The organism is Paenibacillus sp. FSL H7-0714 (genome assembly GCF_038003765.1).
GTDB lineage: Bacteria > Bacillota > Bacilli > Paenibacillales > Paenibacillaceae > Paenibacillus_AQ.
Genome location: NZ_JBBOPT010000001.1, coordinates 867,498 through 891,777 on the forward strand (window position 1 = coordinate 867,498; position 24,280 = coordinate 891,777).

At 47.2% G+C, this 24,280-nt stretch carries 20 protein-coding genes; 19 read left to right on the forward strand and 1 reads right to left on the reverse strand.

The window, feature by feature from the left end; translation table 11 throughout:
* Window positions 1-6: 6 nt before the first annotated feature.
* The 12 genes from NST34_RS03845 to NST34_RS03900 all read left to right on the forward strand — a co-directional run bounded on the left by NST34_RS03845 (window position 7) and on the right by NST34_RS03900 (window position 18,394).
* Complete coding sequence (locus NST34_RS03845; protein WP_341127194.1) at window positions 7-1,704, forward strand: hypothetical protein; 1,698 nt, start codon at window positions 7-9, stop codon at window positions 1,702-1,704.
* Window positions 1,705-1,988: 284 nt separating this feature from the next.
* On the forward strand, window positions 1,989-3,695 hold the full coding sequence (locus tag NST34_RS03850) for an amylo-alpha-1,6-glucosidase (protein ID WP_341127195.1): 1,707 nt from the start codon (window positions 1,989-1,991) through the stop codon (window positions 3,693-3,695).
* 139 nt (window positions 3,696-3,834) lie between these two features.
* Window positions 3,835-5,583 (forward strand): sensor histidine kinase, encoded by a 1,749-nt coding sequence (locus NST34_RS03855; protein WP_341127196.1) that lies wholly within the window; start codon window positions 3,835-3,837, stop codon window positions 5,581-5,583.
* Window positions 5,561-6,781 (forward strand): response regulator transcription factor, encoded by a 1,221-nt coding sequence (locus NST34_RS03860; RefSeq protein ID WP_341127197.1) that lies wholly within the window; start codon window positions 5,561-5,563, stop codon window positions 6,779-6,781. The genes NST34_RS03855 and NST34_RS03860 overlap by 23 nt, the downstream gene beginning before the upstream one ends.
* Before the next feature lie 157 nt (window positions 6,782-6,938).
* A complete protein-coding gene (locus NST34_RS03865) occupies window positions 6,939-8,162 on the forward strand; it encodes an ABC transporter substrate-binding protein (RefSeq protein WP_179085840.1) in 1,224 nt (407 codons plus the stop codon).
* A 62-nt stretch (window positions 8,163-8,224) separates the two neighbouring features.
* Window positions 8,225-9,178, forward strand: a complete 954-nt coding sequence (locus tag NST34_RS03870; protein ID WP_076286178.1) for a carbohydrate ABC transporter permease — start codon at window positions 8,225-8,227, stop codon at window positions 9,176-9,178.
* A complete protein-coding gene (locus tag NST34_RS03875; RefSeq protein WP_076286144.1) occupies window positions 9,175-9,987 on the forward strand; it encodes a carbohydrate ABC transporter permease in 813 nt (270 codons plus the stop codon). The genes NST34_RS03870 and NST34_RS03875 overlap by 4 nt, the downstream gene beginning before the upstream one ends.
* 78 nt (window positions 9,988-10,065) lie before the next feature.
* Window positions 10,066-13,221, forward strand: a complete 3,156-nt coding sequence (locus NST34_RS03880; RefSeq protein ID WP_341127198.1) for a glycoside hydrolase family 2 TIM barrel-domain containing protein — start codon at window positions 10,066-10,068, stop codon at window positions 13,219-13,221.
* Window positions 13,222-13,235: 14 nt separating this feature from the next.
* On the forward strand, window positions 13,236-14,018 hold the full coding sequence (locus NST34_RS03885; protein ID WP_076286146.1) for an SDR family NAD(P)-dependent oxidoreductase: 783 nt from the start codon (window positions 13,236-13,238) through the stop codon (window positions 14,016-14,018).
* 54 nt (window positions 14,019-14,072) lie between these two features.
* Entirely contained in the window at window positions 14,073-15,473 is a 1,401-nt protein-coding gene (gcvPA, locus tag NST34_RS03890) for an aminomethyl-transferring glycine dehydrogenase subunit GcvPA (RefSeq protein ID WP_341127199.1), read from the forward strand.
* Between the two features lie 26 nt (window positions 15,474-15,499).
* Window positions 15,500-17,059 carry an aminomethyl-transferring glycine dehydrogenase subunit GcvPB gene (gene gcvPB, locus NST34_RS03895; RefSeq protein WP_341127200.1) on the forward strand — a complete coding sequence of 520 codons (1,560 nt, stop codon included), beginning with the start codon at window positions 15,500-15,502 and terminating at the stop codon, window positions 17,057-17,059.
* Between the two features lie 111 nt (window positions 17,060-17,170).
* Complete coding sequence (locus NST34_RS03900; protein WP_341127201.1) at window positions 17,171-18,394, forward strand: MFS transporter; 1,224 nt, start codon at window positions 17,171-17,173, stop codon at window positions 18,392-18,394.
* A 150-nt stretch (window positions 18,395-18,544) separates the two neighbouring features.
* Here the strand turns inward: NST34_RS03900 and NST34_RS03905 are convergent, their stop codons facing one another.
* Window positions 18,545-19,003, reverse strand: a complete 459-nt coding sequence (locus NST34_RS03905) for a hypothetical protein (protein WP_341127202.1) — start codon at window positions 19,001-19,003, stop codon at window positions 18,545-18,547.
* Window positions 19,004-19,273: 270 nt separating this feature from the next.
* Between NST34_RS03905 and NST34_RS03910 the strand changes: the two genes are divergently transcribed.
* From NST34_RS03910 to NST34_RS03940, 7 genes are all read left to right on the forward strand, one after another.
* On the forward strand, window positions 19,274-19,618 hold the full coding sequence (locus NST34_RS03910; RefSeq protein ID WP_341127203.1) for a YojF family protein: 345 nt from the start codon (window positions 19,274-19,276) through the stop codon (window positions 19,616-19,618).
* 23 nt (window positions 19,619-19,641) lie between these two features.
* On the forward strand, window positions 19,642-20,295 hold the full coding sequence (bshB2, locus tag NST34_RS03915) for a bacillithiol biosynthesis deacetylase BshB2 (protein ID WP_341127204.1): 654 nt from the start codon (window positions 19,642-19,644) through the stop codon (window positions 20,293-20,295).
* Window positions 20,296-20,463: 168 nt separating this feature from the next.
* Window positions 20,464-21,060: a hypothetical protein gene (locus NST34_RS03920; protein ID WP_341127205.1), complete on the forward strand. Its 597-nt coding sequence runs from the start codon at window positions 20,464-20,466 to the stop codon at window positions 21,058-21,060.
* A 118-nt stretch (window positions 21,061-21,178) separates the two neighbouring features.
* Window positions 21,179-22,552, forward strand: a complete 1,374-nt coding sequence (locus NST34_RS03925; protein WP_341127206.1) for a hypothetical protein — start codon at window positions 21,179-21,181, stop codon at window positions 22,550-22,552.
* Between the two features lie 81 nt (window positions 22,553-22,633).
* A complete protein-coding gene (locus tag NST34_RS03930) occupies window positions 22,634-23,287 on the forward strand; it encodes a M48 family metallopeptidase (protein ID WP_341050257.1) in 654 nt (217 codons plus the stop codon).
* Between the two features lie 108 nt (window positions 23,288-23,395).
* Window positions 23,396-23,953 carry a hypothetical protein gene (locus NST34_RS03935; protein WP_341127207.1) on the forward strand — a complete coding sequence of 186 codons (558 nt, stop codon included), beginning with the start codon at window positions 23,396-23,398 and terminating at the stop codon, window positions 23,951-23,953.
* Window positions 23,954-23,977: 24 nt separating this feature from the next.
* The gene (locus NST34_RS03940) at window positions 23,978-24,271 is read left to right on the forward strand and encodes a hypothetical protein (protein ID WP_042184951.1); all 294 of its coding nucleotides are present in this window, start codon (window positions 23,978-23,980) and stop codon (window positions 24,269-24,271) included.
* Window positions 24,272-24,280: the final 9 nt, after the last annotated feature.

Consider the following 24,280-nt stretch of genomic DNA (forward strand, 5'->3'; position numbering starts at 1 on the left):
AGTTGGATGAAGAGGATTTTTAGTGTTTTGCTAATTGTATTACTGGTTATACCAGCGCTAGGCACTACAACCTTTGCGAGCAGTACGGTGAAGGCTAAGGTAACCGAGAGCAGTACATATTTTGACGGAGAACAAAGGGATCTGAACGGATTCAATATCTCGAACAACAATTATTTCCGGCTGCGCGATGTAGCGGAGTATTTCTCGGGAACAGCCAGTCAATTTGATATCACTTGGAATAAAGCAAACAATGCAATAGAGATCATAACCGGGCAAGCCTATACTCCCGAAAAGAAAGCTAGCAGCAACTACTATAGTCGCAATAGAAATTATTCAGCTACGCTGTCGACCTCTAAAGTGCTAGTGAACGGACAGCTACAGTCGATTACGGCGTACAATATTGACGAGAATAACTATGTTCAGTTGCGAGATTTGGCGGGGAAAATTCCATTCGATATTGAATATGACGTTCAGTCTGATCGAATATCCTTGTTCTCAAAAGTTCCAGATCATGCTTACCGGGTAAAGACGGCGGTGAAAACCGAAAGTAACGCTGTATCTTCTTATTTTCCCAGATGGAAAAGTACGGCCACTTCCTATCTCGTGAATAATAATGACGGGACTGTAAGTGTCCTTGAGGCGAATAAGGAAGTTACGATTGAATCATATAATGAGAAGTTTGAACTAACTGGAAATAAGAGTATCCCTTTTGAGCTTCCGATATTTGGTGGTTTCTATAGTGGGGAGAAGTATAACTATATTGCTTTTGGACAAGAGAATCGCGAAGAGAATGATAGCAAAGAAGTGATTCGTATTGTCCGTTATGATAAAACCTTCAATAGAGTAGATAGTGTCTCCATTAAGGGTGGCGAGAGTTATACGGTTAGCCCTTTTGATTCTGGCTCTGGTAGTATGGCCGAGGCTGGTGATACGCTTGTATTCCACACTTCACGTACAAGGTACACGACAGAAGATAAACTAAATCATCAATCCCAGCTGACCATTATCGTGAATACCCAAACTATGACAGTGACGAATGATCTGGGAAGATTCCAGAAGAATCATGTCAGCCACTCTTTTGATCAATATGTATTGTTTGATGGTGCTACGCATGTTCTAGTGGATCATGGTGATGCCTATCCACGTTCGATTGTGCTGAATAAAGGAAATGGAACCAGCTATAACGAGGTAGACCTGTTTAATATTCCCGGCAAAATCGGAGCGAACACCACAGGCGTTTCTATAGGCGGATTTGAGATGTCTTCGGCGAACTATATTGTCGCTATGAATACGATTGACCATTCGCTTGTCAAAGAATATACGTCTTATGAGATGGTGGGACTAGAGAAGGATCAGAGAGATATCGTTCTTAGTGTTCTGCCAAAAGCCAACCTGTCTAGCACAGCAGTGAACCACATTACCTTGGCTAAATATGTAGGCACGAACCTGATCGCGTCCATCCCTAAACTAGTAAAAATCACAGACGACAAAATGATGGTGCTGTGGCAGGAGTTTGATAAAGAGAATCATCCGGGTGACCTGAAATATGTTCTTATAAATGGAGAGGGTGCAACCACTGGCGGTATCCAAACGATTAAGAACTTTGTACTATCAGAAAGCAGCCCTATTGTTAGCGGCGACAAAATTGTATGGTATACCAACAACAAAGGATCTAGACTATTTTATTCGATCCCATTAAATTAAATTAAATTACCAGCAGAAGGTTATCCCGTTAATGCCTACATGAGGTATTACGGATAACCTTTTTTTCTACCAAACTCATATGCCGTTTCCCTATCGACATGCTCGTTTACAAAGACGTGCTAACATTTGTACCCCTGATCATCTAACAAAAAGACACCCGTGTACGCCTCAGACTTCTCACTCCAACAATATGACGCCCCATCGCTAACACCTGTCTGTTTCGTAATTCTGACGCCTTGGATAAACTGAAAGCGCATACTTCCTTTGGAAAGGAGTCCGACGATATGAACTTTAATCTTAACACGGTACCCTTCAGCCGAAGAGGCACCTTTCTGGCTATTTCTGAACTACCTGAATCGGATGTCAGGGCGGAGGGACTTTATTTACGGACCGTGCGTGGTGGGGATGATAAATTTGGTGAAGCTTTTCAAATTGAACTGCTGGATGAGAGTAATCAGTATATTCCGTACGAGGCTAAGGCAGAGCCTGCACTGCTTCGATTGAATACGGATACCGACAATATCTATGCGGAGATCTGTATCACAGATGCCCGTACGGTCCGTTTCAAGAGCAGAGGATGTGGCATCCGCCTAACCTTCCGTACCTCAGCCTACGATTATGCTTATGAACATAGCGCAGGCAGTTGGGAAGTAAACAGCTTCACCCATGAATGCCGGTTCATGCTCACCCGGTTAACCGGGGCTCTTCGGATGGAGGTACCTTGGGACAAAATCAAAAGTTCCCGCATTGTGGCGGAGTTCATCCCTGAAGCGGGTACGGAAATTGCCGAGTTCGCGGTGGAAGAATTCCGCACGGTATGGGAACGGCGTGATGCCTGGACACCATGGGAGGAAGCGGTACTAGCGGTGCAACAGGAATATGACCAGTGGCTGGGTGCCAGCTTGATCGTTCCCGAACGCTGGCAAGACGGCCGTGAACTGGCGGCTTATATTACCTGGTCCTGTCTGGTTCCCGCGGAAGGATGTTTGACCCGGCCAGCAATGTATATGTCGAAGAACTGGATGACGAATATTTGGAGCTGGGATCACTGCTTCAATGCGATGGCTCTGGTCAGACATCACCCGGAGCTGGCCTGGGACCAGTTTATGATTTTCTTCGACCGCCAGGATGAGAGTGGCCTGATTCCGGACTTTATCAACGACAAGTACGAGCTTTGGAACTGCAACAAACCCCCTATTCATGGCTGGACGCTGGCCTGGATGATGCAGCGGACGGATTATATTAAGGAATCCCATCTTCGTGAAGTATATGGGCCCTTGAGCAAGTGGACGAACTGGTGGTTCCATTACCGGGATAACGACAAGGACGGTATACCACAGTACAATCATGGAAACGATTCGGGGTGGGACAACAGTACTGCCTTTAATAACGGGATTCCGGTGGAGAGTCCGGATCTGGCAGCATTTTTAATCTTGCAGATTGAACTGCTTGCCGAAATTGCCGGGCTTCTGGGGCTTACCGACGAAAGCACCGCATGGAGACGATTAGGCGAGGAGACCTTGGAGAAAATGCTGCGTCATTTCTGGAAGGATGGAAGGTTCACCGCTTGCCGTTCTGGAACTCACGAAGCATCCGACGGCGACAGCCTGCTGCTCTTCATGCCCATTCTGCTTGGCAAGCGGCTGCCGGAGCCAATCCTGCGCGCACTGCTGGATGGCCTGCGGGATGAGAGCCGCTTCTTGACGCCGAACGGCTGGGCTACAGAGAGTGTGAAGAGCCCTTACTACATGCCGGATGGCTATTGGCGGGGCCCGATTTGGGCGCCATCAACCATGTTGCTCGTGGAAGGTGTGGCCGCGGCGGGGGATGTTGAACTGGCAAGCGAGGTAGCCCGCCGATTCTGCAATATGCTGAACAAGAGTGGCATGGCCGAGAACTTCGATGCCCTGACGGGTCAAGGGCTTCGCGACAGGGCGTTTACTTGGACCTCAAGTGTCTTCTTAATCCTAGGGCACGAGTATACAACTTAAAAACATACGGGCACTTCCTCCTGGTCAAGACCGGCGCGAGGGGAAGTGCTTTCCCATTTTCCGAGATATTCCCGAGTGTGCCAGTCCGTGCTACACTTCAACTATAAAAATGAAATATATAAGGCGGGGATGAGAAGTCATGTGGAGTCATTTCTTTAAGAAGTTATATCATCGCTTCTCTATTCGCTCTTATTTCAGCATCCGGACTAAGCTGCTCTTTTGCTTTCTTATAGTCGCGATTATTCCGCTACTGTCACTGGGAGCCTTGAACTATTATCAATCCGCTATAGTCATCAACTCTCAATTCGGGAAATACGGGGAGAACACCGTGGCACAACTTGATCAGCAGATCAGCTCCGCTTTGAACCGGATGAATCAGACGACAGGAACAATTTATTCGTATCTCCTTGATCCTGCACGGGTGGGACTAGGTGATCACGTTCCAACTACGTATCAGGAGATTATGGATAAAGATGACTTCGAGGCGCTGCTTAAATCACTTAAGACGGATCTGACAAGAGGTATTTATCTGATTACCCGCTCTGGTTATTACTATGGAGAGAATAATCTGAATGTCAGTAAGCTTAATGATATCCCCGCCTGGCGGGCCCTTACTTATTCATCCAAAGGGCCCTATTGGCTGGGCTTCTATCCTATGAATCATGGCATGGAAGCTTCGGATACCGGAGAACCTATACTGGGGCTCGCTGTACGGATTAATAATCCGGCTGGAACCCAGCATGGAAGCACGATCTTAATTGAAGAGAATGCGCAGGTTCTTCTAAATATGTTCCATATGTTTGAAGAAGATACCAAAGCGCATTTGACGATAACTGATTCTGAAGGGCAACCCGTTTACCATTCAGATTCTCCATTCACTCCAGACGGTAGTGACGTGGTGTGGAATAGGACACTGGCAGCCAACGGATGGAAGATTGAAGCAAGATTGCCGGCCAAAGCATTTTATTTTTCCTCGAGCCTGATCCGCTCCAACACAGTACTTGTAGCCATTGTTTCTTGTCTGCTTGCCTTTGGGCTAGCTTATATATTCTCATCGAAATTCACAGCTCGAATTCGCAGGCTGAAAGACTCGATGCAGAAGGTCAGCTTTGGCAAGCTACACACGAGGACCCTGGTGGAAGGCAAGGATGAACTCGGCAGCCTGGACACCAGTTTCAATCGTATGGTAGGGGGAATTCAATCCCTTGTCCAGGAAGTGGAGCAAAGTGAGCGGCTGAAGAAGGAGGCCGAGCTTAAGGCATTTCACTACCAAATTAATCCACATTTGCTCTTCAATACGCTGAATTCTATCCAGTGGAAAGCAAGGCTCCAAGGGGCAGAGGATATCCGCCAGATGCTCTATCATCTGACGATGGTGCTCGAAGGTAATCTGGATATCTCTCAGGAGTTGATCACACTAGGACGTGAACTCCGTATGATTGAGCATTTTCTGAAAATACAAGAGATCCGTTACGGGTCCGCATTCAGTTATGAACAGACCTGTGACGAAGAGCTTAAGCCGTATCTAATTCCCCGTATGACCCTTCAGCCGCTCTTCGAGAACATCTTTTTTCATGGATTTGAAGATGGGGAGGGTAACATTTCGTTAAGTGTACGGGAGGAAGGCGAGCATCTGTTGTTAACATTGTCTGATGACGGTGCAGGGATCACTGAGGAGAAGCTGAAGGCGCTTATGCGTGCAAAGCCGGAAAGCAAACCGCAGAGACGCGGAGGACTCGGCGTTCAGAACGCGAATCAGAAGTTCAAGCTTCATTTCGGACAGCAGTATGGCTTGACGGTGCATTCTACGAAAGGTGAAGGCACTACTATCGTAATTCGGTGGCCCAAGAAGGAGGAGAGTCCGCATGGAGACAACCAAGACCATTAAAGTGTTAATTGCAGATGATGAGAGTATCGTGCGAAAAGGACTTCGCTCTACAATTCCTTGGCATAAGTATGGGATGGAAGTGGTGGCGGATGCGCCGAACGGCCTTAAAGCCTGGGAGGCCTATCAGATTCACCTGCCTCAAATAGTGATTACCGATATCGTCATGCCGGAGATGAATGGGATTGAACTGTTACGCAAAGTTAAAGAGGCCGATAAGGACACCCGGATTATTCTGCTGAGCTGTCACCGTGACTTCGAATTTGCTCAGCAGGGAATTAAGCTTGGGGCTTCAGGATATCTGCTTAAGACGGCCTTTGAAGATGAAGAGCTGGAAGGAATGCTGGAGAAGTTCCAGAGGGAGCTGACATCGTCTGCTCCCGTAGCGGATGCTGAAACAAGCGAAATCTATGGAGAACGTCTAGGCTCTCTCTTGTTTGCCTGGCAGAGTGGACACAGCAGCAAATTTGTTGACGAAATAGATAAGCTCATTAGGGAGAAGCTGCCGCTGAATAGGGAACCCTTGTACATTTATCTGATCAAGACCTGTGGATGCGATTGTACTTACCTGGATCTCGTCAAGCTTAATGAGGATGAGAATAGCCGGATGCCCCACAGTGCACCTGTTATCATCCCTTACGGTGAGGACCTTTGCTACTGGATTGTACCTGGTGACGAGCAGGAAATTGCGGACAGTCTGCTCGTTCAGATGAAAAGCCAAATCGAGAAGCTGAAATGGGCTAAGAGAGGACCGCTGGGCAACGCTGAAGATTTAAGCAAGGCCTTCATGGCGCTTCACAAGGAAGCGGAAGTGGAGAAGCTGCATGGTATTTCGTCTCAGGACTGGCCTGAACCGATCTGGAAGGCCGTGAAGCTTCTGCATGAGAACCCTGGAGCGGATTGGTCGGTTAGCGATTTGGCGAGCCAGGTGGGACTTAGCCGAAGCCATTTCTCGATCCTATTTAAGAAGACGGTTGGCGACAGCTTTGTGGCTTTTCAATATAAAAGGAAGCTTAAGCTTGCCAAGGCATTGCTGCGGGATACGCAGTTGACGATGCAGGATATTGCGGAGCGGACAGGGCTGGGCGACAGTAAATATTTCAGCAAATGGTTCAAGCGCTGCACGGGTCAGACGCCTAGTTATTACCGCATACAACAAAAAGACGCCGTGATTCGAACAGATGGACACCCCGGTCTGTAAATCGAACAAAAGTACGCAAACATTCGAATAGATATCGGTTTTGAACCGCTTTCATAAAAGTTAAGATGAAAGCGGTTCAATTATTATTACCTCATTCAAAGGGGAGGCTGCCACAGTGAAAAAGAAAATTTCTCTTATTGTACTTGCCACTACGTTAATGGCAACTATGGTCACAGCTTGCGGGGGGAACAGTGAGCCTTCATCATCCACAGGTGCTGCAGGCTCAGGGGAGACGAAGACGCTTCGTTTTGCGACATGGGATACCGGAGACGCGCTCAAGATTGAGCAAGACATCGCCAAGAAATTTGAAGCAGCCCATCCGGGTACGAAGGTTCAGGTAGAGGCTTATGCAGACGGTTTTGACCAGAAGCTTGCCGCCGGATTCGGGGCAACCAATCCGCCAGATGTGATGTATATGTGGGATTTTCCGACCTATCATCAATCCCTGGAACCACTGGACAGCTATTCGAGCAAAGATAAAGAATTGAACATCGAAGATTTCTATCCGGGATTGTTCAACTATGGCAAAATTGACGGCAAGCTATATGGCATTCCGGCAGGGTTCACCACACGTGTGGTCTATTACAACAAGAAGCTGTTCGATGATGCCAAGATCCCTTATCCGAAGGATGGATGGACATGGACGGAGTTCCAGGACATCGCGGCCAAGCTCAGCGATAAGTCGAAGAAGCAGTACGGGTTCGGGGTTCGGGCAGAGAACGATACGTATGACCTTCAGAGCTTCGTATGGAGCAACGGAAGCTCGTTCATCTCTGATGACGGGAAAACGATTGAAGGATTTATGAACAGCAAAGAGACAGCTGAGTCCATCCAGATGCTCGGCGACATGGTCAAGAACGGCTCGGCTGTGCTGACCGGGGGCAAAGGCCAGCAGAGCGGAGATGACATTTTTAAAGCAGGTAAAATCGCTATGTGGGAGAGCGGTATCTGGCCGTTGGAATCGTTCAAGACGGCAGGCATAAATGTAGGTACGGTCGAAATCCCAGCGTTCCCGGGCAAACCGGTCAAAGGGGTGCTTGCGGAGTCCGCTTTGTCCATCGCCAAGGATTCGAAGCAGAAAGATCTGGCCTGGGAATTCGTGAAATTCTATGTGTCTAATGATTCGATCAAGATGCGTGTGGCGGATCTGCCTGTAAGGGTCAGTGTCGTAAATGAGCTGAAGAAAGATCAGGACCCGCTTTATAAACCGTACTACACGATGCTGGAGCGTTCCAGCAATACACCTGCGTTCCTGCTCAATCCGAAATGGAATGAAGTGAACCGCCAGCTCTCTGCTGCGGTGGAAGCGGTTATGCACGGCAGCAATGCCCAGGAAGTGCTGAATCAGGCTGTTAAAGATAGTCAACGTTATTTGAAATAACACATTTACAGAAAGAAGGTTAAGAGATGGCTCAGACCTTTCTGCATCAAGCAGGGGAGCCTATGGCCCAGCTCAAGCCTACACGAAAACGTAGTTGGGGTAGGGCTGTTCCCTACCTCTTCATTTTTCCTTGGATCTTCGGATTCCTCGTGTTCACCTTGGGGCCATTGTTATTTTCCCTTATCATCTCTTTTTTTGATTGGCCGATTGTCGGCGAAGTACACTTTATCGGGTTTGGCAATTATGCGGAAATGTTTACGGATGACCCGTTATTCTGGACCTCACTCGGGGTCACCCTCAAATTTGCAGCTCTGTTTGTTCCATTGAACATCATTGTGGCGCTTGGGCTTGCGATTCTCTTGAATCAGAAGACACGGGGCAGTGCTATATTCCGAACCGCCTTTTATATTCCCTCCGTTATATCCGGTGTCGCTCTGGCTATGATCTGGTCTTGGGTGTACAGCGGTGATTACGGGATTCTGAATTACTTCCTGTCCCTGATCGGTATTCAGGGCCCTGATTGGCTCAACGATAAGCAATGGTCATTAGTAGCGATGGTGGTCGCAAGTCTCTGGGGACAAGGCTCGATGATGCTGATCTTTCTGGCTGGCCTCAAAGGGATTCCGAGAGATCTTTATGAATCCGCTTCCATTGATGGGGCAGGTAAGCTCAGACAATTCTTCAGTGTGACGATTCCGATGATCACTCCGACGATTTTATTCAACTTAATTACATCCATCATTGCAGCCTTCCAGCAGCTGACTCTGGCTTTATTGCTGACCGGAGGTGGTCCAATGAAAGCAACCTATTTTTATGCCATGTACATGTATGAGAATGCGTTTAAGTATTTCAAAATGGGATATTCGGCAGCTAACGCCTGGTTCATGTTCCTGATCGTGCTCGGCTTGACCTTTCTTGTGTTCAAATCCTCGGAAGCCTGGGTGTTCTACGAAGGTGAAATGAAGAAGAATCCTCAGGAGAAACTGAAGGCTCAAGGAAGGAGACGTTCTTTGTGAAGAAAATACTCGTATACGTCCTGCTGCTCTTTTTTTCACTGTTGTTCATAGCCCCGCTGTTCTGGGCGGTTACGACTGCGCTCAAGTCACAGTCCGAGCTGTATCTTTTTCCACCTAAATGGATTCCTTCTGTATGGAAGTTCAGCAATTTTGCAGAGGCGTGGAACATTCAGCCCTTCAATATGTTTCTGAAAAATACACTGATTATTACCATCCTGTCGACGTTTGGTCAACTGATTTCATGCACGCTCGTAGCCTATGGATTCGCAAGATTCCAGTTCAAGGGCAGGGATTTTCTGTTCCTGGTTGTGTTGGCAACAATGATGATTCCCTGGGAAGTCACTATGATCCCACAGTATATGCTGTTCAACGTTCTGGGATGGATTAATACGCTCAAAGCTCTTATTGTACCGTCTTTCTTCGGGTCCGCCTATTTCATTTTCCTGCTGCGGCAGTTCATTCTCACCATCCCGCGGGAGCTAGACGAAGCAGCTACAATCGACGGAGCCAATAAGCTGACCGTATTAACACGGATTATTGTCCCGCTGATGGGGCCTTCGCTGATCCTGGTCGCTGTGTTCCAGGTTATGGGATGTTGGAATGATTATCTGGGTCCGCTCATTTTCCTTAACGACCAGACGAAATACACATTGACCCTAGGGCTCTCACAGTTCAAAGGGATGTACGGTGTGGATATGCAGTCCATTATGGCGATTACAGTTCTGATCTCGATTCCGCCGCTGGCAATCTTCTTTTTCGCTCAACGCTACATCGTTGGCGGCATTGCGACTACGGGCATCAAAGGTTGATTCGCCGCAGCGGGTTCGGAAATCTAATAACAGCACACAGCGCAGAGTAGAGTAGAGAAAAGAGAGGAGAAATGAACCATGTCACAGCAAACTATCAGGAGGGATTGGGATGATCTTGGCATCCTTCAGCGAGGGCGGGCCAAAAGCCGGGCCTACTTCATCCCCTATTCTGACTGGTCAGGGGCACTAACTTACAATAGGGGAAGCTCCCCCTGGTTCAAATCCTTGAATGGCATATGGAAGTTCAATTATGCAAAAGGGCCAAAGTGGGCTCCGGATTATTTCTACGAGGAGGCGTATGATACTTCCGGCTGGGATGAGATTCAGGTTCCGGGGCACTGGCAGCTACAGGGATACGGAACTCCACATTATACGGACCTATATTATCCGTTTCCGGCAGACCCCCCGCATGTGCCTGACGAGAATCCGACAGGCAGTTATGTTAGAGAGTTCATGCTGCCTGAATCCTGGAACGGACGGAATGTCGCCATTAAGTTCGACGGGGTGGATAGTGCGTTTCATATCTGGGTAAACGGCAAACCGGTCGGATACAGTCAGGGCAGCCGCCTAACCTCAGAATTCGATCTCACTCCTTATGTGAAACCGGGCCACAATACTTTAGCCGTTAGAGTGTACCAATGGTCGGACGGCAGTTATCTGGAAGATCAGGATATGTGGTGGATGAGCGGAATTTTTAGAGATGTGTATCTGCTCTCCGAGCCGTCTTCGCTCCGCATTGCCGATTATCGGATTATAACGGAACTGGATGAATCAAGCCGTGATGGGATCTTGTCTGTTTATGTGAACATACAAGGGGAAGCTGCTGAACAGGGCAGTCTGCGGCTTGAACTGCTTAAACGAAGTGGTGAATCTGTTGCATGGGCTGAGGATCGGGTTACTGCAGGAAAGAATGTGCAGCTTATAATGCCGGTAGGACAGCCGGAACTGTGGAGTGCGGAATCCCCCAATTTGTACCATCTGAAGATCACTTTGTTGGATGAAAGTGGAGATACGGTAGAGATGACGGCTCAGCGGGTTGGATTCCGCACAGTTGAGGTGCGCGGCGGACAATTCCTGGTGAATGGAAAGGCGATTCAACTCAAAGGAGTCAACCGTCACGATCATCACCCGGATACAGGTCGCACAGTCACCGTCTCCACCATGCTACAGGACATCAAGATGATGAAGCAGCACAATATTAACGCTGTAAGAACCGCGCACTACCCGAATGATCCCCGGTTCTATGATCTGTGTGATGAGTACGGCTTATATGTTATGGAAGAGACCGATCTGGAGACACACGGATTCGAACTGCTAGGCAACATTTCCAGACTCAGCGATGATCCTGCCTGGCAGGAAGCCTACGTGGAGCGCGTTCAGCGAATGGTTGAGCGCGACAAGAATCATCCTTCCGTGATCTTCTGGTCGCTTGGGAATGAGTCCGGCTTCGGCTGCAATTTCCGGGCGATGGCGCAGTGGTGCAGAGAAGCTGACCCAACACGGCTTATTCATTACGAAGAAGATCGCGAAGCTGAGGTCTGTGATGTGGTAAGCACGATGTACTCCTCCGTTGAGAAGATGGAAGGCTTCGGTCAGTTGACTGATCATCCGAAGCCGCATATTCTGTGTGAATTCGCGCATGCCATGGGCAACGGCCCCGGTGGATTAAGACCTTATTTTGATACTTTTGACAAGTACGATAGACTGCAGGGCGGCTTTGTGTGGGAATGGATTGACCACGGGCTGAGCTGGAAGACGGCGGATGGGAAGGCTGATTATGCTTATGGCGGGGACTTCGGGGATGTGCCCAATAACAGCAACTTCGTCATAGATGGTCTAGTCCGGCCGGACCGAACGCCATCACCGGGCCTGCTTGAATATAAGAAAATTATCGAGCCGGTTCGCGTCGAGTATATAAGCAGGAACAAGGTTAATGTGATTAACCGCTATGATTTCCTGACACTGGATCACCTATATGCTGATTGGAGCATTACCATGGATGGACGTACCGTTCAAAGCGGGGTTCTTGCACTGCCAGAGATTGAAGCGGGCGGACAGGCAGAAGTGGAGATTCCTTATGACCACAGTCTTGATGCTCTCCTTCGCAGTGAGGATGCGGAACAGTGGCTGAACATCAGCTTCTCGATCGCCGCTGACTGTCTTTGGGCGGAGCAGGGGCATGAAGTGGCTTGGGCTCAGTTTCTAATGCAGGATGAGTTGGGAAATCGTGTTGGCGATAGTCATACAGGGCATTCAGATGACCATTCCAATGCTGCTATTGGGATGAGAAGTCAGCAGATCAGGCGGAATCTTCACTGCACAGAAGCTGCTGGACAGATCATTCTCGCAAATGAGGACTTCCGGATGATCTTTGACACGCGGAGCGGGCGAATCGATTCGCTTCGTCTGAATGGCAAGGAACTAATGAAAGCCGGACCGCGGCTGAATTTCTGGCGTGCACCGATCGACAATGACATGTATGTGCTACCGGACTGGCGCAAAGCACACCTGGACCGGCTAACAGAACGTGTTGATGAGGTTAGCTGGGCCTGGCTTGATGAAGGGAACATCCGCATCACTGTGAGTTCAAGGATTGCTCCGCCAGTTTTTGATTGGGGTTTCCGGTGTGTAAACACCTATACCGTAAACAGTATAGGGCAAATCACTATGGATGTGCAGGGCACACCGGAGGGCAAGCCGCCAGAAATGCTGCCTAAGATTGGACTTCAGATGGAGATTCCAGGCGACATGGATCGAGTGAAATGGTATGGCCGGGGACCTGGTGAGAATTATTCGGACAGCAAAGAGGCATGCCGTGTTGGAGTGTACACAGCTTCAATTGATGGACTATTCACTCCATATATATATCCGCAGGAGAATGGGAACCGGATGGATGTCAGATGGTTATCCGTCACAGACGCATCCGGACTTGGTCTACTTGCTACAGGTAGTCCGACGCTTGAATTCAGCGCGCGCCGTTATACGGACAAGGATCTTGAAGAGGCACAACATGCAAGCGAGCTTGTTCCGCGTGACTTCGTCACGCTGAATCTGGATTACCGGCAGAATGGGCTGGGCAGCAACAGTTGTGGACCTGCCCAGATGCCGGATCATAAGGTAACATCGGAAGCTTTTACATTCCGTATTCTGCTCACTCCGTTTTTATCAGAAGATACCACGCCAGAGTGGCTTGGTAGACAAATGCTGTACGGGTTACCACAATCGCATCAATGAGAGGAGGGGACAGCATGCTCCACACACAGGATGTACTCAATTTAAGCGGAAAGATAGCTGTTGTTACCGGAGGTGCTTCAGGTATTGGCCTTGCTACGGCCGGACTGCTTGCGGATTTCGGAGCACATGTGGTTGTGCTGGACATCAATGTAAGGCAAGGGGAGCAGGCTGTTCATGAGATGAAAGAGCGGGGAAGGAAAGCAAGCTTCCACCGCTGCGATGTCTCCTCTTCGGAGGACTGTAAGCGTGCTGCCTCAGAGATTGAGAACGCGTACGGCAAAGTCGATATTCTGTTCAATAATGCGGGGATTATCCGCCGTAAGACCGTTGTCGAGCTTGAGGAAGCCGACTGGGATCTGGTAATGGATGTATCACTTAAGGGAGTTTATCTACTCTCCAAATATATAATCCCGGTGATGGAGCGCGGAGGCGGTGGAAGTATCATTAATACCGGCTCCGGCTGGGGCCTTAAAGGCGGGGACCGTGCCGCTTCCTACTGTGCAGCCAAGGCTGGAGTGGTCAATCTCACCCGAGCCATGGCCATTGACCACGGTCCCGCGAACATTCGCGTGAACTGCGTGTCCCCAGGCGACACGGATACGCCGCTTTTACGCGATGAAGCCAAGCAGCTTCAACAGGACGAAGCTACTTTCCTCGTAGCTTCTGCTGGGGGGCGTCCATTGGAGCGATTGGGTACACCACGTGATATCGCAAATGCGGTATTGTTCCTAGCTAGCGATCTGTCTTCCTGGGTCACCGGAAGCGTACTTGTTGTGGATGGCGGCGGCATTGCCTAACGGTTAAAGAAATAAATACTTTAAATCAACCTTTTAAGGACGGAGGCGTTAACCTTGTCTGAACACAGAACTTATGCCCATCCCTATATCCCGAATACAGCACCGGAAGTCCGTGAGGCAATGCTGAAGGAAATCGGCCTGAGCTCCGTCGACCAGCTGCATGATGCAATTCCAGACAGTCTGAAGCTTAAGCGGGAGATGAATCTTCCTCCAGCTATGAATGAATATGAGCTTCGTCGACATATCGAGGCTCTGCTTGCGAAGAACAAGCATGGCGCCGATTATATCAACTTTCTCGGGGCTGGCTGCTGGCAGCATTTCGTTCCGGCTGTATGCGACGAAATTAATCAGCGCTCGGAGTTCGTGACGGCTTATGCAGGAGAGCCTTACGAAGACCACGGCCGATTTCAGTCCTTGTTCGAGTATCAGAGCCTGATGGCCGAACTCGTCGATATGGACGTAGTTAATGTCCCTACCTTCGACTGGGCACAGGCAGCCTCCACGGCCATCCGAATGGCAGGTCGGATTACAGGCCGTAGGATTGCGCTGCTCTCCAGATCCGTCGATCCGGATAAAGCCAAGATCATTACCAATTACTGTACACCTGTAATGGAGATTAGGTACGTGGAGATTGATCCGGTGACAGGAAAAATAGATTTGGATGATCTGCAGGGCAAGCTTGAGGAAGGAGCGGCGGCGTTCTACTTCGAGAATCCAGGTTATCTCGGAATTATTGAGGATCAGGGTGCTAAAATATCTGAGCTTGTGCACGCGGTAAATGCTATCTCTATTGTGGGCGTTGATCCGATCTCCCTTGGCGTACTGGAACCTCCAAGCCGTTATGGCGCTGATATTGTCTGTGGGGATTTGCAGCCGCTGGGCATGCATATGAACTATGGTGGGGGTCAAGCCGGATTCATCGCTACCCGGGATGAAGAGACTTATGTGATGGAATATCCGTCCCGCCTGTTCGGTATTGTTCCTACTGAAGTGGAAGGTGAATATGGCTTCGGTGATGTAGCCTATGAGCGTACATCCTTTGCCCAACGGGAGAAGGGGAAAGAGTCGGTGGGAACACAGACAGCCCTGTGGGGAATTACCGCCGGAGTTTATCTATCCCTGCTTGGACCAGTGGGGATGCAGGAAGTAGGGGAGACCATTATACAGAAATCTCAATATGCGGCGAATAAGCTGTGTGCCATTCCCGGGGTCTCTTTGCGCTTTAAAGATACAGCCTTTTTCAAAGAATTTGTCTTAGATTTCAACGAGACTGGAATATCTGTTGCTGAGATTAACAAGCGTCTTTTGGAAGTAGGGATTTTCGGAGGAAAAGATATATCCTCCGCATATCCCCAGTGGGGACAATGTGCTCTGTACTGCGTAACTGAAATTCATATGCAGGCAGATCTGGACCGGCTTGCCTCAGCTATCGAGAACATTGTCTGCAAGAATTAATAGTACAGAAGAGTAGGAGGAAAGCCATGAAACGGATTCGTAGAGATCATAAGGTACGCCGCTTTCACCAGGCCAAATGGGATGAACCGGTGATCTTCGAGCTTCACCGATCGGGTGAGCGCGGAGTGATCCCGCCGGGCACCGAGGCTGGGATTGCCGAGGTTGTTGGTCAAGGCTTCGCCCGAATTCCATCAGCGATGCGGCGAAAAGAAGCACCGGCGCTGCCCGAGATCGGTCAGGCCAAAGTTCTTAGGCATTATTTAAGACTCTCTCAAGAGACTTTGGGTTCCGACCTTAACGTAGAGATCGGACAGGGGACATGTACGATGAAATATATTCCCCGTATCAATGAAATGCTTATACGTACCCCAAATCTGATGGAACTGCATCCTCTGCAGGATGCTGGATCCGTTCAAGGAATTCTGGAAATCTACTATAGGCTGGATCAGGCGATGCGTGAAATATCAGGGATGAATGCTTTCTCGTTCCAGCCAAGCAGTGGTACCCAGGCCTTGCTGGCCATGGCTTCCATTGTACGCGCATATCATGATTCACGTGGCGAGGGAGAACAGCGGGATGAGATCATTACGACGATCTTTTCACATCCGTCCCAAGCGGCGACCGCAGCTGTTAAAGGATATAAGATTATTACACTGCATCCTGACGAAGACGGATTCCCGGATCTGGAGAAGCTGAAGAATGCCATATCTGAACGCACGGCGGGTTTCGTCGTGGCCAATCCGGAAGACACAGGGATATACAATCATCGTATCCGTGAGTTCACGGACGTGGTTCATGAAGCAGGAGGAATCTGCTTCTACGATCAGGCGAACGCGAATGGGCTGCTGGGTATCACCCGGGCTAAGGAAGCCGGGTTTGACATGTGTTTCTTCAACCTGCATAAGACCTTTGCCGCACCTCACATGTGCGGAGGGCCGGCTACAGGCGCTCTTGGGGTAACCGATTCCCTTAAGCGTTTCCTGCCCGGTCCGCTTGTTGACTGGGACGGTAGTCGTTATGTCCTTGTAGAGCAAAGCGGTGATAGCATCGGCAAAGTCCGCAGCTTCCACGGCGTGGCCCAGACTGTACTTCGTTCCTACGCTTGGATTATGAGCCTGGGGCCAGACGGTCTTAAGAATGTGGCCCAAATCGCTGTACTGAATAATAACTACCTGTATCACAAAATTCTGCAAATCCGCGGAGCCAGCGCTCCTTACATCAAAGGTCGACGTCTTGAACAGGTAAGGTACAGCTGGAAGCAGCTTACGGATGAGACTGGGGTAACGACAGAAGACATCACCCGCCGGATGTGTGATTTCGGCCTGCATTATTGGACATCCCATCATCCGTACATCGTTCCGCAGCCGTTCACCCTGGAGCCGACTGAATCTTATTCGAAGGAAGATCTTGATGAATATATCGAGGCGCTGACCCATATTTCGAATGAAGCTTACACGCAGCCGCATATCGTCAAACTAGCTCCGCACAACAGTACCGTTCACCGGAATGTGGAATCTTCTCTTGATGATCCTGCAAAGTGGTGTATTACGTGGCGGGCTTATCTAAAGAAGACACAGCCGGAATAGGGCTTGGTCCCTACAATTAAAATATACATTTGAAAGTAGAGGGGCTCCGTTTGGAGCCCTTCCTATTTGACTGTATCACCAAAGAAAGGGGTTATGAGTATGTCTGGGTATATGAGGAACTTGCTGCGCCTGTCTGTCGGCGTCCGCCGGTTTCTTATGACCGAAGCTATGTATGGCATCGGCATCGGTATGTATTCGCTAGTTCTTAATTTGCACTTGCTGTCCAAAGGGATGAAGGAGGATGAAATCGGGCTGCTCATGTCCATAGGTATACTGATCATGGGTGCATTGGCTATTCCTGTATCCATATCGGCAAACCGTATAGGTCGTAAAAAGCTGCTAGTATCCGGCATCATGTTTATAGCGGCAGGAAGTGCACTTTATGCGATTGGCAATCATTCCGGCATATTCTATTTGGCTCAAACTTTGGTCTCGATTGGCCTTACTCTTGTGGAGACGACGGAGGTGCAGTTGTTATTTCACTATTGTGCCTCGCGCAAGGAAGAAGCAAGTGCTTTCTCCCTGATGTTTGCCGTGTTTACTGCATTTACAGGGGCAGGAACCCTGGCTGCTGGATACTTGCCGAATTCGGCTGATAGCGGGGATGGATATGGGCTTACGCTGCTGCTTGCTGCACTGGTTTTCGTTGTTCACAGTATGATTAGAGGACTCTGGCTTCCCTCTGAGGGGAAGGAAAGCGAAACGGTTAGAACCTCTGAAGTTCTGGAAGTGAACCGTGAAGTCTCTAGTTTGAGGAAAAATCTGCCTTCCGGCACACTCTGGCTGTTCTCGGTATTCATGGCCCTGCTCGGAGGAGCGATAGCCATCACTGGGTCATTTCTTAATGTAATTGTGAAGTATAGACTGAACTGGATGGATGATAAAGTGTCCATTCTGCTGGCGGTAAGCGGAGTTGTTTTGTTTGCAGCTTCTTTAATGACGCCTTATGTATTAGAGCGTTTCGGCCACAATGTGGCGATCGTATCTGTCTTTTTGGTTAACATACTCGTGTTCGCCTTATTATCCTGGGCTATGCCGGTCTGGATGTTCACAATCGTGTTTCTGGTTCGCGGGGGAGGGCTTACGATGCTGTCTAATCTGCTGGATAGTCAGTTGATGTCTGCCTTTAAGGAGCGGGAGAGGAATCTCTACGCAGGGATGAGATCCGTATTTCGGAGCCTCGGATCATCCGGCGCCGCTCTGCTTACGGGATGGATTTTGATTGGACAGGATTATGAAATCCCCTTTTTTCTGACATCTGTAGTATTGATTCTCTGTCTGGTTTATTACATCTGGTTCATACGCCCAATTCTGGATAAAAGGCTGAAAGAATGAATGGCTGAATACAATTTTCATAAATAATTCAATTTGGACAGCAGTGTGAATAAATATATAAGGGGCTGTCCAAAAATCCATGTGAAATGGATATAGGACGCCCCTTTGCATTGAAGTAGGCTTTCGCTTTTCCTTCTAACATAACCTGCATTAAATCCATCCAAAGAAGAACTTATATCTTATGGGTTTGTTGTTTCTTTTTGCCCACTCCCTAATTTCCTCTATGCCATTAGCCGTATTCTCCTTTTTAAAAGTAAAGTACAGATGTAGTGGAACCAACTTTTTGTCAACAGTCTTAATTCCAATTCGTTTACCATCGATAAACACTGAACTTATTTCATCCGCATCGTATCTTTTCTTATTTAAAGAAATAATAAAATTGTCGCCAAGTGTAATACTCTTGGAACTGAGCAATCGATAGAGTAAAAATATGATAATAATGAATATAAAGATGAACCATATTCTTGGAAAGAAGAACAGGAAGTCAGGTGTGCGGTTAGTACTATTATACATAGTAATTATTAAGGAAACTTCTAAAAAACACATTGCAATTAGTGTTCTCATTACGTTTGGATATTTGATTGAAAGAGACGTTTCATGAAATCCCAAGTTACTCCATCCTTTCTCCTGTAATTCAAAGACTCCACAATGATTTTACCATATATTGTGATCTCAGTGTTTGATCAAGCTACGCGGGCTAATGCTCTATTTTTTTATGTGTAAGGCCTCTTCTCAGGAGTAACCATTGAATTACAAAGCTTTGGAAGTTATACTTTGATGAGAAATACGGACCCGCTTATCCTTTAACAGATCCGTCCTTAATAAGGCAGGATCTTATTTTTCGTAGGTATAATTTCATTCAGATATGGAGGCGTAACCTTGCAGCTAATTAATCAATCCGAAATACAAGAGAGGATCGACCTGCTTAAAGATCAGGATCTATATATCCATCTTGAGATGACGACGGGAGCATACGCTGCCCATTTCGATAGTTCTAAGCACCCAGCGGCTACTTTCATTACTAATGCTGTGATCAAATATTCTCATGGTTCGATTTCCGGTCATGGACCTTATCGCGTAGGCCTAAAAATGTCACAAGGCTGGGTGTACTCGGAAGGACTAACTCACTATGAAGAGAGTGAGACCGAAAGATTAATTCTGGCCGGTCATGACAACCAAGGCAAACTGGTCGTATCCTTGCAATTAAGCCGGGAGCCGTTCTAATGGTAGAGGAGATGAGGAGTTCAGTGGAAAGACATATTCTAGTTATATTACCGCATCCGGATGACGAGGCCTTCGGTATATCTGGAACACTAGCTAAACATGTGCAAAACGGCACCCAAGTCACCTACGCTTGTCTGACACTTGGAGAGATGGGACGGAATATGGGCGTGCCGCCATTTGCGAATCGGGTAACCCTCCCAGAGATCCGTAAAAAGGAGCTGGAAGAATCCTGCCGAGCGATTGGAATACAGGATTTGAGAATGCTTGGTTTCCACGATAAGACGATTGAATTTGAAGATCAAGCTCTGCTTGAGGGTCATATTGATGCGCTTCTGAAGGAGCTTAACCCCTCACTGATCATTACATTCTATCCGGGGTACAGCGTTCATCCCGATCATGATGCTACCGGAGCTGCAGTGGTTCGAACGGTTGGAAGAATGCCCAAGGCAGAGAGACCTCCTGTTCACTGTATAGCTTTCGCCAATAATATTGAAGAGATTGGAGAGCCTCAGGTAATCATTGAAGTGAAAGATTTCTTGAAGCAAAAGATGGCATCCATTCAGGCGCATAAATCCCAATTCCAAGCCGCTGAACTGTTAGGCAGCAAAACGCTAGAGGATAAAGAAATCCAAGATCGTTTTGGAACAGAGCATTTCTGGATCTATCCATTTGAATGATATTAAGTCCGAGCATAAACGCTCGGGCTTTTTCTTTGGGGCCCACTGCCGTGGTCAGGCTTCATTTTTCTAATATAAGGCATGAATATCTGTGTCTTTTTTCAAATATATGGTAAGGTTTAGGGGGATCAACCAAACCGGTTTCGTCAGGCCAGGAGGTGTATTCGTTTGAAAAAATCATATTTCAATCTCATTTGTGGAATAGTCATTCTTTTGCTGGTATTCACTGCATGCAGTAAGGAAAGACCCAAGTATGCTGAGCTTTTCACACATGTGGAAGAGCATCGGGCTGTGTTCATGCAGCCGCGTGAAGAAGGGCTTGCTGCTTTGCAAATTGCGGATGCAGTGGGTGAATACGATACAACCTTGGGTACAATTATGCAGGATGATATCTTATCCGTGAATCAAAAGGAGTTTATACAGCAGATTGTGGTAGATGTTAAGACCAATAAAATTATTGGTTACCGGGTAGGAACGGTCTTTCCCAGATCGGAAAGCGGTTATCAAGATGCGAGAGAACTGGTACGTGCTTTTATGAACCAATACAAACCTGCGGATGAGGAGGCGGCTGAAAAAGTCGAAAAATCTAACCTAACGATTGACAGGATGACTCTTCCTCTAAATCCATTAACTGGCTCTATCGAAGAATCATGGTCATACGGCAAGGGCGAGGATAAATTGTATATAACCTACAGGATGTCGAACAGTTTTCAAAGTGATGATGAATTGCCTTTGAACTTTTATTTCAGCTATGAGGGGGAGTAAGGAACGAAGAGATAAGATGTGATTTACAAAAAAATACACAAAGACTATTATATTTCTATAGGTAATTATATCCTTTTTTTCCTAAACAATTGTTCGGACTAAATAACTGGAGGATCAAATGAAAAAGCACGACAAAATCATTTCCTTCATCTTCATACTTGTTATGATGGTGACGGCTATTTACTGGGCCATTTCGACTCAGAGCTGGACCATGTTGGGCACCCTCGCTTCTGTGGTCTGTTTCGGGCTTTTTGTGCTATTGGGGCTCCGTACTATACCTGTATTGACGGATTTTGTTTTGACGAATCCAGCACCTGAAGTGACTTGGAAGAGTAAGGAGCAGGATAGAAGACAGGCTTGGCTTTATATTATTGGATGGATATTGGCGAGTCGTATCCTGCTTATGCTCATCGGGTATTCATTTTTGATCATACAGAATGGCTATTCAGGTGGTCTGCTTAGCAAAATGGCAGAGACTTGGCATATCTCTGGAATCGATGCTTCTAGTTATCTGGGGATTGCCGAGAACTGGTACGTAACGGAGGGAGATCCAAAGTTCCATATTGTATTTTTTCCCTTTTTCCCAAATCTAATTAAAGTAGTTCAAGTATTCGTAGGCAATTATCTTGTCGCTGGATTCATCGTTTCCAATATCTCATCGATTGTCGCTGCATTGGTTGCTTATGAACTGGCAGCATTAGACATGCATCGAAAGAATGCCATGCGGGTCGTGAAATACATTTTCATATTCCCTGCCGCGTTCTTTCTCTTCATTCCGATGACCGAGGCTCTATTTCTGGCATTATCTTTGATGTGTTTATATTTTGTGAGAAAAAAGGAATGGCTGATCGGATGCTTATGCGGTGCACTTGCAGCTTATACACGTTCTCCCGGAGTGCTTCTGATTGTACCGGTTGCGATTGAATTTGGACGGGATCTGATAGGCAACTATAAGCTATTAAGTAAAAAAGTCTTTATACATAGAATCATCAGCGCTGTATGTTTTCTCGCTATCATATCAACGGGCTTGCTGGCCTATCTGTTTATTAATTATCACGTGACGGGAAATGCGTTTCAGTTCAGTATTTACCAGAGAGAGCATTGGTCTCAGCGGTTTTATCTCTTTTTTGATACGGTAAGATATCAGATGGAATACGCTGTGGGCACCTTTAAGAGTGGAGATAGTCGTTCTTTTCTCGGCTTATGGCTGCCTAATTTAATCGCTATATTCTCAGCACTAATTATCATGTTCATGGGTGCAAAAAAGATACGACCTTCATACACCGCCTATTTCATCGTGTATTTTGCGTTCGTAGTCGGAGCTACCTGGCTGCTGTCAGCCCCGCGGTACTTGCTTGTTGCATTTCCACTAGCTTTTGCTGCTGTCGCGCTCACTGAAGAGAAATCAAAGGATGCTATCCTTACTGTAGTTTCTGTTGCGGGGAGTCTTTTGTATTTAGCGATGTTTGTGGCAGGATATCCAGTGTATTGAGGAATCATGTTAAAATAGGGGGGGACGCTTAAACGCGTTCTCCTTTTTTTTGCGAATAACCTTATAGAAACGATGGTGGGTATGAAGATTGAGTACGACAATCAGGTGATCGAGTTTAATGTTCAATATGGAAACGGCAAGAAAATCTCCATTCACATAGATTCTTCAGGGCGTATAACGCTCAAAGCTCCCAAGAAAACAAGTGAAGAGACGATTAAAAGCGTGGTTGTGCGTAATGGGAAATTAATAGTGGAGAAGCTGCAAAGTATTGAAGCGAACCGAGAAACACCAAAGCTCAAAGAGTATGAAGACGAGGGTAAGTTCCTGTATCTAGGCAAATATTATTCGCTGCAAGAGCTAATAGAGACAGGGGATTTAAATGAGGAAGAGCTTAAACTTAAGCTGAAGAAATTCTATTTCGCTAGCTGTAAGAAGGTTGTAGCTGAACGGATCAATAAATATCAGACACAGCTTAGAGTAAAGCCTAAGACGATTGATATTGTTGAATCTAGAACCAAGTGGGGAAGCTGTAGCTCGGATAAAAAGCTAACCTTTAACTATCGCCTAGCGATGGCTCCAGTGGATGTTATCGATTATGTAATCATTCATGAACTGTGTCATTTACTTCATATGAATCATGACCGCTCTTTTTGGCGAAAGGTTGGAAGTCTCATGCCGGATTATAAGGAGAAGGAAGAGTATTTAGCTAGATATGGGCGTGCTATGACGCTGTGATAATCAGAGAGTAATTCAGATGGTCCATTTTCTGGTGAATAAAAGGAAGGGAAGAGGTAAAACTAAGTTCACTAAATAGAACTGGAAGAAATTTAAATGCGGAGGTAAATGATGACACAGAATAAAGGAAATTCACAACGCCAGATTCGAACTTCAGTTCTTTGTTTGATCTGTGCCTGTACCGTCCTATTAAGTGGCTGCTCTAAAGCTGCCAATGAAACCACACAAGTAACTCCAACGCCTATAACAGAAGCCACTGCACCTTCGGCTACGAACAATGCAACAGAACAACCCAATGCATCATCCGGTACAAATACAGAGGGACTTCCGGCGGATGTTAGCGTTCAGAGAGTTATTAAGGAAGTCACTTTAAAGGATGGTTATCATAAAAAGATTGAGCTGCTGACAGACGGTGGCAAGCGGGTTACCATTACGGATCCGAGCCAAAAGATTGTTTTGCAGCAGATTGAATATGATGGGAAGATTACTACGTCTAATGGTAAACAGGTTACCGTTAAAGTCGAAGGTGGGGGAGAGCAGACCCTAACCATCCCCGATCATGTAGTGATCGAAGATGAGGACAAGCTTGGACTGATGCCAGGTGTTGATATCGAGTGGACAGTGAATGCCGAGGGGCAAATCGAAAGTGTTGAACTGGAGGATTAAAGAGATACTGAGGTGGCTGGCTAAATGAAATTTCTAATCGTATTTGGCAGTATAGTGGTTCCCGTCGCCATGCTAATGATACAACGGAAATGGATAAAGTGGCGTATTGTTTTTAATGTAGCTTCTGTGTTGTCTACGCTTATTTTAGGTAATATTTCTGCCCTAGCTATATATGAAATATTAAGAGATAACACGGTATTTATGACCTCGATCCATGCGATTTTTTTGAATCCAATGTTCCTTTTAACGGGAGCTTATCTTGGAGTATATCTGGTCTATCGCTTGATGTTGATGACGTATGAAGAAGTATATGTATGATGTAGTTAA

Coding starts and splice junctions, on each gene's coding strand:
- NST34_RS03845 (WP_341127194.1), top strand. CDS start 7: ATGAAGAGGATTTTTAGTGTTTTGCTAATTGTATTACTGGTTATACCA.
- NST34_RS03850 (WP_341127195.1), top strand. CDS start 1,989: ATGAACTTTAATCTTAACACGGTACCCTTCAGCCGAAGAGGCACCTTT.
- NST34_RS03855 (WP_341127196.1), top strand. CDS start 3,835: ATGTGGAGTCATTTCTTTAAGAAGTTATATCATCGCTTCTCTATTCGC.
- NST34_RS03860 (WP_341127197.1), top strand. CDS start 5,561: ATGGAGACAACCAAGACCATTAAAGTGTTAATTGCAGATGATGAGAGT.
- NST34_RS03865 (WP_179085840.1), top strand. CDS start 6,939: ATGGCAACTATGGTCACAGCTTGCGGGGGGAACAGTGAGCCTTCATCA.
- NST34_RS03870 (WP_076286178.1), top strand. CDS start 8,225: ATGGCCCAGCTCAAGCCTACACGAAAACGTAGTTGGGGTAGGGCTGTT.
- NST34_RS03880 (WP_341127198.1), top strand. CDS start 10,066: ATGTCACAGCAAACTATCAGGAGGGATTGGGATGATCTTGGCATCCTT.
- NST34_RS03885 (WP_076286146.1), top strand. CDS start 13,236: ATGCTCCACACACAGGATGTACTCAATTTAAGCGGAAAGATAGCTGTT.
- gcvPB (WP_341127200.1), top strand. CDS start 15,500: ATGAAACGGATTCGTAGAGATCATAAGGTACGCCGCTTTCACCAGGCC.
- NST34_RS03900 (WP_341127201.1), top strand. CDS start 17,171: ATGAGGAACTTGCTGCGCCTGTCTGTCGGCGTCCGCCGGTTTCTTATG.
- NST34_RS03925 (WP_341127206.1), top strand. CDS start 21,179: ATGAAAAAGCACGACAAAATCATTTCCTTCATCTTCATACTTGTTATG.
- NST34_RS03930 (WP_341050257.1), top strand. CDS start 22,634: ATGAAGATTGAGTACGACAATCAGGTGATCGAGTTTAATGTTCAATAT.
- NST34_RS03935 (WP_341127207.1), top strand. CDS start 23,396: ATGATGACACAGAATAAAGGAAATTCACAACGCCAGATTCGAACTTCA.
- NST34_RS03940 (WP_042184951.1), top strand. CDS start 23,978: ATGAAATTTCTAATCGTATTTGGCAGTATAGTGGTTCCCGTCGCCATG.